The sequence below is a fragment of the Winogradskyella sp. genome (genome assembly GCF_965656915.1).
Classification (GTDB): Bacteria; Bacteroidota; Bacteroidia; order Flavobacteriales; family Flavobacteriaceae; genus Winogradskyella.
In genome coordinates this window covers 1-13,671 of sequence record NZ_CBFHMI010000004.1, presented here as the reverse complement: position 1 = coordinate 13,671, position 13,671 = coordinate 1, and the positions used below count along the sequence as shown (strand labels likewise).

Sequence of the window (13,671 nt, the reverse complement as noted above, 5' to 3'; positions counted from 1 at the left end):
CGAAGATATGTTTTCTTATAAGTTATTTTCATTCTACTTCAAAAGCTTCTGCTCTTCTCCATCTTCAATTTTTAAGGCCGAATAATCTAATGTCCAACCTATGGTTTGTACTAAATTTTCAATAAGGTGTATCGCTTCAAGCGCTTCTTGCTTTGCGATATTGTACAAGCCACTCTCAGGAATTTTTTCTCTAATATGCGCTTTTGCCTGCGCATGTAAGTCTGTTAAATCTGAAGCATCAAACTTATTAAACATACCATCTTTCTTATCGTAATAATTGATATTACTCTCAATAGAAAGTACTTCTGGCTGCGGAAAATGAGTTAAAACCACGGACTTGGTTTTTGGATTGGACGTCATCTGCACCTTACTCAAATCAAATCCTACATGTGCCTTCGCATTTATGACTACGAGAGCTTTTTTCTTGCTCGAAATGAGTTTTAGAAATTTTTCTTTGACGTCTTCATAATGATAGATCTCAGCAAAATCACCTTCTACTGTTATAAACTTACAAACGCGCTTTACTTTATCTAATAAGAGTAACGACTGTGCATTAGTAACTCTTTTGGTTCTCCATTGCTTATATATAGTAACAATGCCCAAGGTTACGAGAATACTTATTATAATTATAAAAAATGTTTCCATATGATTCTTTTAATAAGACACAGTCATGGTGTCTCAGTCACAACGTATCAGTCTAATACTTTATACAAAATGGGTTTACTTGGTGTGGCATCATTATCAAAGGGAGCTATTTGTAGATTTAGCATATAACAACCATCATCAATTTTATTAGAAACATATACTAATTCTGTGATTGTAGCATCTTTTCTTATTTTTCCATTTAGGTTCCAAAATGCTTTATGACCCTTTAGTTCTCCTCCGTCTTCTTCTCTATCAATACTTGGCAGGTCTACAAGCAGGTGCTTAACACCTTTCTTTACTAATAATTTTATGGCATCTTCTTGAAAATAGGTCCAATTAGTGTTAGAATATTGTTTAGATTTTTTGTCTTTAGTATTAGGAATTGTACGTATCACTACGGCTTCCCTTTTTTTATTTCCAATCGCAAATTGTAGCTGTTTAGCTGATATCACATAATCATCATTCAACTTCTCTGGCGCAACTGTAATGACTTCAGCCAAAAAGAAAAACTGCTTTAAGTGTTAATTAATTGAGTAATGCTCTTTGGTAATATGACCGACTGTTTCTGTATGCGTTCCGTGAGAATGTGGATTAAAAGTTATGGTATTAAAATTAACTGCTGCTCCTTCTTTTACACTTATGCTTTTATCATCAAAAACTTCTGGTACAATTTTGGGTGAACCGATATACCATGCGTTTACATTTGCTGTGCTACCTTTAATAGGAATTGAAATATCTAAGGGTTGTGATAAATCTATTTTTAGTTTTCTGGAGTTGTATTGTATTATCGTATTCAAGATTAATTAAGTTTAAAAAGTTGCGAAGCAATACCATCACTCAAAAATTGCCCTTTTTTTGTAACGCGTAGATGCTCATCATCAATATACAATAAATGTTGATTTATAAAAATATTGGCTTGCTCAATTAAGTAATTTTCAAACACTTTACCGAAGTCATTTTCTACTTTCTGCAGTGACACTCCCCAAATGGTTCGTAAACCAGTCATTATATACTCATTATATCTGTCGATAAGAGTTAAAGTTTCTATTTCTATTGGCAATTCATTATGTTGAAGTGCTTTAATGTACTTTGTATTGTTTCTTACATTCCAACCACGTTGCGCGCCATTAAATGAATGTGCTGATGGACCAATTCCTAAATACGATTTACCTTGCCAATAGGCCGAATTATTTTTGCTAAAAAAACCTTCTTTACCAAAATTAGAAAGTTCATAATGAATAAAATCTGCTTCATCAAGTTTATCGTTTAATAAATGAAATTGTTCATGAGCTTGCTCATCATCTACGTTTTCAATAATTCCTTTTTTAATGAACGATGCCAAAGCTGTTTTCGGTTCAACGGTTAAAGCATAACTAGAGATGTGTAGCACGTTATAACTTAATGCAATGTCTATGTTTTTAAGCCATTGTTCATTTGAGGCACCAGGAATCCCGTATATTAAATCAATAGAAATATTATTAAAATGTTTCGTCGCTTCCTCTAAACAAGCGTTGGCTTCTTTTGAATTATGAGCACGATTCATCAATTTTAAATCGGCTTCAAAAAAAGACTGAATTCCAATTGATAAACGATTGATTGGACTATTAGATAACTGGATAATGCGATCTTTTGATAAATCATCTGGATTGGCTTCTAACGTAATTTCTGGGTCTTTGGAAATTATATAGTGTTTATAAACCGAATCAATGATAAATTGTAATTCTTCATTAGACAACAAACTCGGAGTTCCACCACCAAAATATATAGTTTCAACTGTAGTTTGCTTAAACTCATCCTTACGAAGCTCTAGTTCTTTAACAAGCGCATGTATAAGTTCATCTTTCTTTTTTAATGATGTAGAAAAGTGAAAATCGCAATAATGACAGGCTTGCTTGCAAAAGGGAATATGAATGTAGATACCAGCCATTCTACTTCTTCACTCTACCTTCATTCTGCTTTACAAAAGCAGACCAACCTGTATAACTTTTACTAACTTGTACTCTACCCTGATTATAAAAATGGCAAACTGCAGCCGCTAAACCATCCATAGAATCTAAGTTTTTTGGCAATTCTTTTAAACCCAGCATACCTTGAAGCATTTTAGCAACTTGTTCTTTACTGGCATTACCGTTTCCTGTAATGGCCATTTTAATTTTTTTAGGCGCATATTCTGTTATTGGAACTTCACGAGATAATCCTGCGGCCATGGCTACACCTTGTGCTCTGCCAAGCTTCAACATACTTTGTACATTTTTTCCAAAAAAAGGTGCTTCAATAGCAATTTCATCTGGATGGTAATTGTCAATTAACTCTACTGTTCGCTCAAAAATAAGTTTAAGCTTTAAGTAATGGTCGTCATACTTTTTAAGTTGTAGCTCATTAAGCTGTATAAACTGCATTTTCTTTCCAATAATTTTAATGAGACCAAAGCCCATAATAGTTGTCCCAGGATCAATACCTAATATAATTTTTTCTTCACTCATCTACTAATCGCAAAACTGACAACCACTTAATGACACGGCCAAACCTATGGTTAAATTAAACATATTTCCATTAAATGCACCCAAACCATCTAATACAGGATCATAATCATCCAATGATGTAAGACCATAAATGTATGCAGCATCAACATACACTGAAACTTTTTCTGCTACCGCATAATGTATTTCTAAACCTCCCAAGAGATTTAAATACGATTGTTTATTATCACCCAAATTACCAAGTGGTTTTACAAATGTATAACCAGGGCCAGCGTGCAAAATAGTTCTTAATCTGTTGGGTAAAAATCCAATAAAGTCCGATGGATCGTAAATAAATTGTGCGTTTATTCGTGAGTAATTAATCTTAAAATCTGGTGCATCTTCACCACTTTTAGCTCTGTTGAATCCAAAATCTAGTTTTACTCCCATCTGTTTTTTAAACATATGTTGTATGCCTAAATTGACAGTTGGGAAATTAGCCGATTGTGCATAAGCTCCTTTTACAAATCCATCGGCATCTGGATAATTAAAACCTACTGCAAAAAGCGCCTTCCATTTAGCAGTATCTTTAAACTGTCCATAACTGTTTATTGTAATAAAAACTACTATAAAAAATAAAAGGTATTGTTTTAAATTTTGCTGCATCTATGAGTTTTTGATTTAATTTGTATCATGCATTATAATGTGCCTTACAAAACTAAGCAATTCTTCTTTGTACTTATTAAGTTGAGTATTGTAGTTGGTGCGTTTTATTTCATCTTCACAAAATTATCAGAAAACAAAAATCTACAATTGAATGAATTTATTAGTTTTTTACATGAAAACGACACATTTTCGCCTAAAAACATCACTTTTTTACTCTTTTTGACGCTTTTTAACTGGTTTTTTGAAATATTAAAATGGAAGAGTTTAGTGAGCACTGTTAAGTCAATTTCGTTTAAAAATGCTATAGAACAGAGTTTAGGCGGCCTAACAGCGTCACTAATTACACCAAATAGAATAGGTGATTATGGTGCCAAAGCTATTTATTTCTCAAAACCCTTAAGAACTAAAATTATATTACTAAATCTTTTAGGGAATATGGCTCAAATGACCATTACATCAGTGTTTGGAGTTATTGGGTTTGTCATTTTTGTAAATAGATATCAGATTGATGTTAATTATTATAAGGTTCTAAAGTTTGTGTTTATTCTGATTATTATCGGCTTTTTCGCAGTCTTTGGTGTTAAACAAAAGCGTTTCAAAATAAAAGGGTATTCCTTTAATCGTATTCTCGACTTCATAAAAAAGTTAGGTGTAAAATCTCATAGTATAAATCTGTTTTTATCATTAGTACGGTACTTAATTTTTTCATTTCAATTTTATTATTTGCTCACCATGTTTGGAGTAGAAGTTGACTATGCCAAGGCAATGGTCGTTATTACAAGTATGTATTTCTTAGCGTCGATAGTGCCATCAATATCCATTTTTGATGTTGTCATAAAAGGTAGTGTGTCTATATTTTTATTTGGTTATGTACAAGTTAATGAACTTACTATTCTTTCCATTACCACTATTATGTGGTTGCTAAACTTTGTAATACCAAGTTTATTTGGGAGTTATTTTGTTTTAAATTTCAAACTTCCAAATACTGCAGATTAATGATATCCACGATTGCAATTGTTATCATAATAATCTACCTGATTCTAATAGGACTGCTCATCTATGGTTTTGATAAGGTTGATGATTTTTACCTTCAGGATTTAAAACCTGAATCAGAATTTTCAATAATAATTCCATTTAGAAATGAATCAAAAAATTTAGAGCCACTTTTAAACTCTATCGCTTCTCTAAATTATCCTAAACAACGATTTGAAGTCATTTTAGTTGATGACAGTTCCGAAGATGATTCCACAAGTATTATTAAGAGCTTTATTAAAAAAAGTGAGAATAAAAAAACACCTGTAAATATTAATTTGATTCAGAATGAGCGTACGACTCATTCACCTAAAAAAGATGCGATTACTTCTGCCATAAACATTGCTAAGTTTAGCTGGATCATTACTACAGATGCCGACTGTTCGTTTAACACCTATTGGTTAGACACCTTCAACGAATTTATAATAACTCAAAATCCCGATGCTATTGTTGCACCAGTCACCTACTCTAATAGTTATTCTTTCAATACACGATTTCAAACTTTAGACTTTTTGAGTTTACAAGGAGCTACAATTGGTGGCTTTGGAATTAAGTGGCCTTTTATGTGTAATGGTGCAAATTTCGCTTACAAAAAAGAGGTGTTTAATTCTATAGATGGATTTGAAGGTAATACCAAAATTGCAAGTGGAGATGATATTTTTTTATTAGAAAAGTTGGTTAATACTTATGCAGTCATGTATCTTAAATCTCAAAAGGCGATTGTACAAACACAGCCTGTTGCAACTATAAATGATCTTATTGAGCAACGCCTACGTTGGGCTTCTAAAACAAGCCATTATAACAACTGGGTTGCTAAGCTAATTGGAAGTATTGTTTTAATTGGAAATCTGGTTTGTTTAGTCCTAATTCCCCTAGTAATATTCAACTTTATTTCTTTAAAAGTCTCCATTGCACTATTTGTTTTAAAGTTTAGCAGCGACTTTTTATTATTATTTAAAACTGTTCGCTTTTATCAGCAAGAATCCGTGCTTACCTCTTATATATTTTCGAGTATCATTTATCCATTTTTTAATGTCTATGTTGTAGTGTTATCTTTGATTAGACCATATAAATGGAAGGGTAGAACCTTTAAAAAATAGCATCATATTGAATATTTTTGGTAGCTTTACTAAAACTAGTACTTAATATTATGAAGAAGATTTTATTCATTGCCATTTTTGGCCTTTCACTTCAGTTTTCTATTAGTCAGGAAACGTATACCATAGAGGATGAAAAACTAGAACTTAAAACAGAAGTTGAAGGAAAACTAGATCTGTTATGGGGTATCATTGATGGCAGCTACAGATATTTTATAAGGACAGATAATGGTACTATTACAGAATTAAAAAACTCTAAAGACAGTAATAAGAACTTTTTAGAAGAATACAAGTCTACATTAAGTAACCTAACGGGTGGAATGCCTGCTGATAAGGTAAAACTAACACTTTATAGTCTAAGAGTGTATTTAGATAATTATAATGCCTCACAAGATTCTAATTATACATCCGTTTCAACAAAAAGTAAGGTTGGATTAAGACTCGGTTTTTCTGGAGGACTAACTAATAATCCTTTTGTTGGAAATCCTGATAACGTAAAAACACTTTTAATTGGCGGTGAACTAGAAGTTTTTGAAGCTAATAATTTACCAAGACATTCAGGTTTTTTTCAAGCCAGACATGCATTTGATAGTGATGATTTCCCATATAGCACAACTGAATTCTCAATAGGCTATCGATTTAGAGTTATTAATAAATCTGCTTTTTCACTTTATGCCCAAGTTAAACTTGCCACATTAAACCTCAGTAATATCACTTTAATTGACGAGGACGATATGGAAATAAAACTAGATGACACATCGTTTGACGTCCCATTTATTTTTGGCATTGGCTCTGATATTAAAGTTAATGACAACGGCTATATTACGATTATTTATGGAGAGCTTTTTGCAGCATTTTTAGATAATCAAGGTAATTTTTCTACAGATATAGCTATTGGATATAAATTTAATCTTTAATGAGTTTACGAAACTTTAAAACTTCCAACCCGGTTTTCAATGGTTATTTCTGGGGAGATGGCAGATCAAGTTCTAAAACTATGTCTGTTGCCGGAATTTTCTTTAAATCTGTTTTCGGCATTTTAATTATTGCAGCTATTACAGGTTATTTATGGAAACTTAATGAAGATGGTATGCCAATGCGTTGGTACACCTTAGGTGGTATGTTAGGAGCTATAGTAGTTAGTGTTTTAATCTCTATACGGCAAAACTGGGCGCATTTCTTAGTGCCGCTTTATATGGTTGCTAAGGGCTTTTTTTTAGGAGGATTCTCTGCATATGCACATCGCAATTTCCCGGAATTACCATATCAAGCAATTGGTGTTACAATTGTTACTTTTTTCGTAATGCTTCTACTCTATCAATTGCGAATAATTGTAGTTACAAAAAAACTAAGAAGTGTTATTATTACAGCCACCATTAGTATTATGGTTGTTTATATCATCTCATGGATTCTAAGTTTCTTTGGAATTAAACCCTATCTATGGGGAACATCTTGGTTTGCTATTGGCTTTAATATTATAGCAGCCATTGTCGCTTCTTTTGCTTTGCTATTAGATTTTGACTATATAGAGAGCTATAAAAATAAAGCACCAAAATATAAAGAGTGGATTGCTACCTGGGGACTTCTAGCTACATTAATTTGGCTATATATTGAAGTACTGCGATTAATGCAAAAACTTGCAATTAGATTTTAGTCTATTTTAACTATAATCGGCAATTCAAAAACAGTAGTGACTTGCTGACCTCGTTTTATTGCTGGATATATTCTTGGAATTTCTTTTAGACTTTGACGTAGTAAACTATCTAATTCTGGTAACTGATATTCTGTTTCAGGGTTAAGATCTATATTATCAACTAGAAGTGAACCTTTATTATCTATTACCAGCCTTAACTTTATAGTGTCATTAACATCGCTCACAACCACGAGATTTTGAGTTTCTAGAAAATCATTAACGCTTTCTACTAAAGTATTCTGAAAGCAAGTCTTACTATCTTCTTTTATTGTAATAGAATCACAGCTACTAAAGGTTGGATAGGTATCGACTTCGTTCCAATTGAAGGTTTTGAGCTCTTCTTCAAGTAAATCTTCAGAATGAACTTTTTTCTTTTCAAAATAACTACAAGATGTTACAAATAGTAAAATTAAAAGTAGAGCGATAGGTTTCATTAGCACATTTCTGATACCGAAAAGTACAATATTTTTAGATTTTAGTCCTCCTCTAGGAATTTTTCTTGTTTAAGTTCCTTAAGTCTCATTTCAGCAAATTTTATAAAAGGGCTCTTATTATGCTTTTTAATAAATCTTTCGTACATCTTAATTTTTGTGTCCGTATCAGCATAAAATTCGTCCTTTGTCCTAATAAGATAGAAATCTGACATAATATCATTCGGATCTTCCTTCAATGCCTTTTGAAAAGCTTTAATAGCTTTTTCGTACTTCTTCTGCCTATTAAGAATAACTCCGAGTTTCTGGTATTCATTTGAAAGAGAAACATCCTGAATTTTTAATGCCTTTGAGACAAATTCTTCTGCTTGTTCATAATCACTGAGTCGCTCATAGTATGTTCCTATGACAAACATGGCATTTGCATCATATGGATTGTACTTTAGAGCCTGTTTTCTGTGGTAAATAGCATCTTCGTAATCAGAATTTTGAGCATAACTTAAACTTAGTTTTTCATGTATAAATTCAGATTTCTCCCCTAATTCCAAAAGCTTTTTAAACCAAACTACTGAATGGGTATAATACTCTTGAAAATAATAGGCTTGTGCTTTTAGACTTATAAGTTCTACATTGTTTTCATAGGTTTCTAGTCCTTTATCAATTAATTGATGAGCCAATTTAAATTGTCGTTTTACAATATGATGTTTAGCTAATTTGAATATAGCCTTTTGATGAGTTTTATCTATCTCAAAAGCTGTTTTAAATTCTTGTATTGCCGAAGTATCATTTTGCTTTTCTAAAACAATACCTAATTCATAGTGAAAGTTAGGATTTAAACTATCTAAAGCGATAAGATTTTTAAGTAATTCCTTAGCTGTAACATACTTTTTTGTACGTGTTAACAGCTTAGCATATTCGTATTGTAAGAGGATATCATCTGGATTTACTTCTATAGCTTTTTCATAATTATTTAAGCCTTCTCCGTAATTACCAATGGCGATATATGCTTTTGCAATTTTAGAATATACTGGGTCTAAATTATCTAATGAATTATAAACTTCAATAGCTTTGGTATAGTTGCCAAGAGCAAATAATTCGTCTCCTTGTTGTTCATCATTTTGTCCAGAAACTAAATATGGTGTTATCAATAAAAGAAGTAAGGAAACGTATACCTTCATCTAATTCTTTTTCTTTTTATCATTAGCAATCTGAAAGATTATAGGTAAGCTATAAGGTACATCAACCTTTTTGCCTTGATGCTCTCCTGGAATAAATTGTGGAAACATTTTGATGACTCTTATTATCTCTTCTTCTAACTTAGGATGTGCAGCTCTGGCTTTCACATCTTTTACAAAACCTTGCTTATCTATTGTAAAAGCAGCAAAAATACGCTGCTGGCCATCTGTTAAACCTAATGTTTCAGTAATCTTCCTATTATAATTTTTGTTAACAAAGGTATTAACGGCTGCAGATGTACATTTTTTTCGTTCTTCGTTAGCTTTTATAGTTTTACAATCTGGGTGAGTTGGTGAAATCTCTACAACACTAAATGGTATATCATTAAGATTACTTTTGTCAGTTGCTTCGATTTCTTCAACCTCTACTTTTTCAATACTTTCTAGCAAGCCTTTTCTTAAATGATCAATCTGCTTATTTAAATTAATTACAACTGGATTCTGCTCACTTGAGTTTTTTAAAATTCGATCTCTTTCTGCTGTTAACTCTTTAAGTTTTTTAAAATTATAAACACTTAACGAATCCATAAACTTCTCATAATTTGGTGTCTTAGAATTAGCTTTTGACCCAATTTGAAAAACAATTGGAAGTGAATAAGGTACAGTGACTAGATGCCCTTTTTGTCTTCCAGGTATAAACTGAGGTAAGGTTTTTATCACTCTGACGGCTTCATTTTCTAAATCTGGATGTGAGGCTCTAGCCTTTACATCTTTTACTAGACCTTCTTTGTCTATCTTAAAAGAAACAAAAATGCGTTGTCTCCCTTTTATTCCAAGAGAATCTGCAAGTCCTAAATTAAAGTTCTTATTGACATGTTTAGACACAAATTGGCTCATACATTGTTTGCGTTGTGCATTTGTTGGTAAATCTTTACAATCATCAATTGTTGGCACTTCGTCAATAACTGAAAATGGAACCTCGATAGACTCTACTACTTTAAGCGTATCATTTGCCTTTGGGTGTTGGGAATTTGGTGAGTCTATAACCATAGTAGATTGCCCATCAGTAATTACTAGTTTTTTAAAATATGCGTCCGTTTCTAATTGTTTCATTAATGCGTTAAAACGCTGCTTTTCTTTGTCAGTTTTATTAGCTGCAACTTCTACAAATAGTTTTAGAATACCATTTTGTGTACTCAATTCCCATTGTTCTTTAGCTTCATTAGTGGCCTTCCATTCTCTATATTCGGCATAATTTTTATATCTACCCGATTTCATTGCTTCAGCTCTATCGATATCATTTTGTTCTAAAGTACCTTTCTCAGATTTACGCTCAATTGATTGATCTAACATGTACTCTGTAAAAGCTGACATTCTTAAATATTCTTCTCTAGACATTAGATATTTATAGCGATTGTCCTTCCATAAAGAATCGGTTATTTCTTTATAATTAGCACCATTTTTTATCTTCTCAGCAATTTCATCGTAGTATTTCTTTTTCAATTGCTCATCACTTAATTCTTGATCTACTGCTTGTGTTTGCTTCTGTTTTTGTTGGGCTCTCACCTCAGTGGAGGTATGAATAAGCATGGCGAAAACAAGTGGAAATAAAAGTGTGTATTTAATTAGATTCAATTGTTTTGATTTAGATTTTTGTAACATCGCTATTCGTTTTTTGATTAATGATTTTTTGAAAAATGAGTTTGTAAATGAAACATTATTGACGTCAAAAACCTGATTAAGTAAGCTTTGATAATAATCATATTTTCCATTTAGTTTCACAGCTTTTTCGTCTGCGATAAATTCGTGTAACTCTTTAATTCTATTTTGATAGATATAGACCAATGGATTAAACCAAAAGATTATTCGCAACATTTCAAAAAAGAGTAAATCTACAGTGTGGTATTCTTTTATATGAACCAATTCGTGTTTATAAACTATATACGTCTCTGTTTTAGGGATTTTTTCACCTAAAAAAATAGTATTGAAAAAAGAAAATGCAGCGCTACTTTTCAATAATTTTACGATAAGGACATTGCCTTTCCAACGTTTAGGATTGCTTTTTTTCAACCATAATAGTTTTATAACCTTAACTAAAAACAAAATTGACGCAATACTAATTCCTACTATTCCTATAATTTGCCAAATAGGAGTTTGTGGTTGTTCTAGCACTATTCCGGCTTGCTCTGCAATAGTAATCTCATATAGCGTTGGAGGTTGTACTCCAATAAAAATTTCTGGTAATTCAATAACATAGTCTCTTGCCGCAAAAGATTTTAAAGTTGAAAATTTAATAAATGGTAATACCAATGATAATATTGACGTTATGAGCAAATATGCTCTATTATAATTGAAGAAAGTTTCGCGTCGAAGCAATAGGTCGTAAACCAGTAAAAACAATGCCTGAAATGCAAAAATTTGAAGTATTGTATAGAGCATAATTATTGATTTTTATTGATTTCTTCTAATAACGATTCAATATCACCTAAATCGACATCATTTTTTTTAACAAAAAAGGAAACCATACTTTTAAATGATCCTTGAAAATAGTTATCTACCAACTTATTTATGGATTGATTACTATAAGCTTCCTTTGCTAAAACCGGAAAATAAATATGCCCTTTACCTTGCTTTTCATAATCAACAAATCCTTTAGATTCAAGTATTCTAATTATCGTTGACACGGTGTTATAAGCTGGTTTTGGCTCTGGTAATAGTTCTATGACCGACTTAACATTCGCCTTTTTTAATTGCCATAAGGCCTGCATTATTTCTTCTTCTGCTTTGGTTAACTGCTTCATTAAACTAAGTTTTTAGTTATAACAAATATAACTAAATTTTTAGTTTAAACTAAGTTTTTAGTTTTATTGTAACATAATGATCCTTTTAACGTCATACAACTGAACTTATAATTTATATATGGAACTATTCTTAGTGCTTGTGGCACTATTATTAATGATATTGGGTATAATCGGGAGCTTTCTACCCGTATTACCTGGTCCACTTACGAGTTGGGCTGGTTTGCTTGTACTTCATTTCACCGAAGGAGTTGAACTTTCACAAACCTTTCTTATTAGTACATTATTAGTGGCTATTTTTATTTATATTTTAGACTACATTATACCTGCACTAGGTACCAAACGATTTGGTGGCAGTAGAGCAGGCATGATTGGTACAACCTTAGGACTGCTTGTTGGTATATTATCACCAATACCCTTTAGTATTATTATTGGACCTTTTGTTGGTGCTTTAATTGGGGAAATGATACACAGAAACGATTTCGATAAAGCTTTAAAAGCCGCCTTTGGATCCTTCTTAGGATTTATTGCATCAACATTTTTAAAATTTATTGTTGCAATAATCTTTCTTGGCTTCTTCATAGTAAAACTATCAGATCATAACGCAAGTTTACTATAAAGAAAAAACCTAGTAACATGAGATGCTACTAGGTTAATTTTCTTGCTATTAACTCAACAATTACTTAAAGAGGGATTAATTAATTCTTGTTGACTTGATGTAAATGTAATTATCGTAATTGACTTTTTGTTGTGGTTAAACCTCAATATTGGTGCGGAAAAACCGTAATTATCAACAAAAGCAATACATTGAAGCAGTTTTAATCTAGCTTAAAACATGATATTTTTTATTGATTTCTTATAAATATCCTTTTTCTCGAGCTTCTTGAAGCAAAGTTTCATCTTTTCCGTCGGATACAGAAAACAAAAGTTTTAGTTGCTTTTTGCGTTTTTCGAGTGCGCTTGTAGATAGCGGAATATATTCGTTTAAGCTTTTTGTTTTTACCCCTTGAGATAGTAAATGTAATATTTTACGGTTAACGTCATCTACATAAATTTCGCTGGAGATAGTCTTTTTTACATAATTATTTACAGTGCTACTGTAGTATGGTGGAGACTTTAATATTTGCTGAAAAGCATCTGCGAGTTCCATAGAGGTTAAATCACTCTTTATTAAAAACCCGTCAGGATTTATTTCTTTAATGATATTATGAATCCTGAAAGATTCATTAAACATGGTGAGAATTATAATTTTGGCTTCTGGCATTACACGTTGTGTTAGGAGTGCTAAATCTTCACCAGAAGCATACCTTCCATCTTCAGAAGCTGGTAAACTTATGTCAAAAAAGCAAACATCGTAAGGTGTTCCTTTCGCAGCCCGATTTATCATTAACTGCGCAGTATCACAATTATTTGCCGTGTCTATTAACAACGTCTGATCATCATCTTTAGTTGCCATTAACACATTTTGGTAACCCTCTATAATAATAGGGTGATCATCTACCATTAAAATGTTAATATGCTTCATGTTGATTGGTTTGTATAGGGAATCTTAACATTAACAATTGTACCATTTGCAGATTGAGATGTAAAGGTGATTTTACCATTAATACCTTCAACTCGAGAAGTCATATTCTTTAATCCAATTCCTTTTTTAAGCTTTGATGTATCAAAGCCA

14 protein-coding genes and 1 pseudogene are annotated in these 13,671 nt (G+C 31.9%); 5 read left to right on the top strand and 10 right to left on the bottom strand.

Going from position 1 to position 13,671, the window contains the following annotated elements; genetic code table 11:
- Window positions 1–33 precede the first annotated feature (33 nt).
- The 5 genes and pseudogenes from ACTG3Y_RS02355 to ACTG3Y_RS02335 form a co-directional block, all read right to left on the bottom strand.
- Entirely contained in the window at window positions 34–645 is a 612-nt protein-coding gene (locus ACTG3Y_RS02355) for a DUF4230 domain-containing protein (protein ID WP_439151319.1), read from the bottom strand.
- Between the two features lie 47 nt (window positions 646–692).
- Window positions 693–1,442: pseudogene (locus ACTG3Y_RS02350) on the bottom strand (cyclase family protein).
- A 2-nt stretch (window positions 1,443–1,444) separates the two neighbouring features.
- Window positions 1,445–2,572 carry a radical SAM family heme chaperone HemW gene (hemW, locus tag ACTG3Y_RS02345; RefSeq protein WP_439151318.1) on the bottom strand — a complete coding sequence of 376 codons (1,128 nt, stop codon included), beginning with the start codon at window positions 2,570–2,572 and terminating at the stop codon, window positions 1,445–1,447.
- A gap of 1 nt (window position 2,573) precedes the next feature.
- Entirely contained in the window at window positions 2,574–3,128 is a 555-nt protein-coding gene (gene ruvC, locus ACTG3Y_RS02340) for a crossover junction endodeoxyribonuclease RuvC (RefSeq protein ID WP_439151317.1), read from the bottom strand.
- Window positions 3,129–3,131: 3 nt separating this feature from the next.
- Window positions 3,132–3,770 carry a cell envelope biogenesis protein OmpA gene (locus ACTG3Y_RS02335; protein ID WP_439151316.1) on the bottom strand — a complete coding sequence of 213 codons (639 nt, stop codon included), beginning with the start codon at window positions 3,768–3,770 and terminating at the stop codon, window positions 3,132–3,134.
- Between the two features lie 27 nt (window positions 3,771–3,797).
- Between ACTG3Y_RS02335 and ACTG3Y_RS02330 the strand changes: the two genes are divergently transcribed.
- From ACTG3Y_RS02330 to ACTG3Y_RS02315, 4 genes are read left to right on the top strand one after another with little or no spacing between them, the layout of a single operon-like run.
- Window positions 3,798–4,766: a lysylphosphatidylglycerol synthase domain-containing protein gene (locus ACTG3Y_RS02330; protein WP_439151315.1), complete on the top strand. Its 969-nt coding sequence runs from the start codon at window positions 3,798–3,800 to the stop codon at window positions 4,764–4,766.
- Window positions 4,766–5,902, top strand: a complete 1,137-nt coding sequence (locus ACTG3Y_RS02325; RefSeq protein WP_439151314.1) for a glycosyltransferase — start codon at window positions 4,766–4,768, stop codon at window positions 5,900–5,902. The genes ACTG3Y_RS02330 and ACTG3Y_RS02325 overlap by 1 nt, the downstream gene beginning before the upstream one ends.
- A 50-nt stretch (window positions 5,903–5,952) precedes the next feature.
- Entirely contained in the window at window positions 5,953–6,816 is an 864-nt protein-coding gene (locus ACTG3Y_RS02320; RefSeq protein ID WP_439151313.1) for a hypothetical protein, read from the top strand.
- The gene (locus ACTG3Y_RS02315; protein ID WP_439151312.1) at window positions 6,816–7,553 is read left to right on the top strand and encodes a Bax inhibitor-1/YccA family protein; all 738 of its coding nucleotides are present in this window, start codon (window positions 6,816–6,818) and stop codon (window positions 7,551–7,553) included. The genes ACTG3Y_RS02320 and ACTG3Y_RS02315 overlap by 1 nt, the downstream gene beginning before the upstream one ends.
- Here ACTG3Y_RS02315 and ACTG3Y_RS02310 read toward each other — a convergent pair.
- From ACTG3Y_RS02310 to ACTG3Y_RS02295, 4 genes are read right to left on the bottom strand one after another with little or no spacing between them, the layout of a single operon-like run.
- Window positions 7,550–8,026: a hypothetical protein gene (locus ACTG3Y_RS02310; protein ID WP_439151311.1), complete on the bottom strand. Its 477-nt coding sequence runs from the start codon at window positions 8,024–8,026 to the stop codon at window positions 7,550–7,552. The two genes, ACTG3Y_RS02315 and ACTG3Y_RS02310, sit on opposite strands and share 4 nt — an antisense overlap.
- 41 nt (window positions 8,027–8,067) lie before the next feature.
- On the bottom strand, window positions 8,068–9,201 hold the full coding sequence (locus tag ACTG3Y_RS02305) for a tetratricopeptide repeat protein (protein ID WP_439151310.1): 1,134 nt from the start codon (window positions 9,199–9,201) through the stop codon (window positions 8,068–8,070).
- Window positions 9,202–11,637, bottom strand: a complete 2,436-nt coding sequence (locus ACTG3Y_RS02300) for an energy transducer TonB (RefSeq protein WP_439151309.1) — start codon at window positions 11,635–11,637, stop codon at window positions 9,202–9,204.
- Window positions 11,638–11,639: 2 nt separating this feature from the next.
- Complete coding sequence (locus ACTG3Y_RS02295; RefSeq protein WP_439151308.1) at window positions 11,640–11,999, bottom strand: BlaI/MecI/CopY family transcriptional regulator; 360 nt, start codon at window positions 11,997–11,999, stop codon at window positions 11,640–11,642.
- 118 nt (window positions 12,000–12,117) lie between these two features.
- Between ACTG3Y_RS02295 and ACTG3Y_RS02290 the strand changes: the two genes are divergently transcribed.
- Entirely contained in the window at window positions 12,118–12,615 is a 498-nt protein-coding gene (locus tag ACTG3Y_RS02290; protein ID WP_439151307.1) for a DUF456 domain-containing protein, read from the top strand.
- A gap of 237 nt (window positions 12,616–12,852) precedes the next feature.
- Here ACTG3Y_RS02290 and ACTG3Y_RS02285 read toward each other — a convergent pair whose 3' ends face one another.
- A complete protein-coding gene (locus ACTG3Y_RS02285) occupies window positions 12,853–13,521 on the bottom strand; it encodes a response regulator (protein WP_439151306.1) in 669 nt (222 codons plus the stop codon).
- Window positions 13,522–13,671: the final 150 nt, after the last annotated feature.

Excerpts from the sequence above, each read along its gene's own strand:
- ACTG3Y_RS02355 (WP_439151319.1), bottom strand. The coding sequence starts at position 645 with ATGGAAACATTTTTTATAATTATAATAAGTATTCTCGTAACCTTGGGC.
- hemW (WP_439151318.1), bottom strand. The coding sequence starts at position 2,572 with ATGGCTGGTATCTACATTCATATTCCCTTTTGCAAGCAAGCCTGTCAT.
- ruvC (WP_439151317.1), bottom strand. The coding sequence starts at position 3,128 with ATGAGTGAAGAAAAAATTATATTAGGTATTGATCCTGGGACAACTATT.
- ACTG3Y_RS02335 (WP_439151316.1), bottom strand. The coding sequence starts at position 3,770 with ATGCAGCAAAATTTAAAACAATACCTTTTATTTTTTATAGTAGTTTTT.
- ACTG3Y_RS02330 (WP_439151315.1), top strand. The coding sequence starts at position 3,798 with ATGCATTATAATGTGCCTTACAAAACTAAGCAATTCTTCTTTGTACTT.
- ACTG3Y_RS02325 (WP_439151314.1), top strand. The coding sequence starts at position 4,766 with ATGATATCCACGATTGCAATTGTTATCATAATAATCTACCTGATTCTA.
- ACTG3Y_RS02320 (WP_439151313.1), top strand. The coding sequence starts at position 5,953 with ATGAAGAAGATTTTATTCATTGCCATTTTTGGCCTTTCACTTCAGTTT.
- ACTG3Y_RS02315 (WP_439151312.1), top strand. The coding sequence starts at position 6,816 with ATGAGTTTACGAAACTTTAAAACTTCCAACCCGGTTTTCAATGGTTAT.
- ACTG3Y_RS02310 (WP_439151311.1), bottom strand. The coding sequence starts at position 8,026 with ATGAAACCTATCGCTCTACTTTTAATTTTACTATTTGTAACATCTTGT.
- ACTG3Y_RS02305 (WP_439151310.1), bottom strand. The coding sequence starts at position 9,201 with ATGAAGGTATACGTTTCCTTACTTCTTTTATTGATAACACCATATTTA.
- ACTG3Y_RS02300 (WP_439151309.1), bottom strand. The coding sequence starts at position 11,637 with ATGCTCTATACAATACTTCAAATTTTTGCATTTCAGGCATTGTTTTTA.
- ACTG3Y_RS02295 (WP_439151308.1), bottom strand. The coding sequence starts at position 11,999 with ATGAAGCAGTTAACCAAAGCAGAAGAAGAAATAATGCAGGCCTTATGG.
- ACTG3Y_RS02290 (WP_439151307.1), top strand. The coding sequence starts at position 12,118 with ATGGAACTATTCTTAGTGCTTGTGGCACTATTATTAATGATATTGGGT.
- ACTG3Y_RS02285 (WP_439151306.1), bottom strand. The coding sequence starts at position 13,521 with ATGAAGCATATTAACATTTTAATGGTAGATGATCACCCTATTATTATA.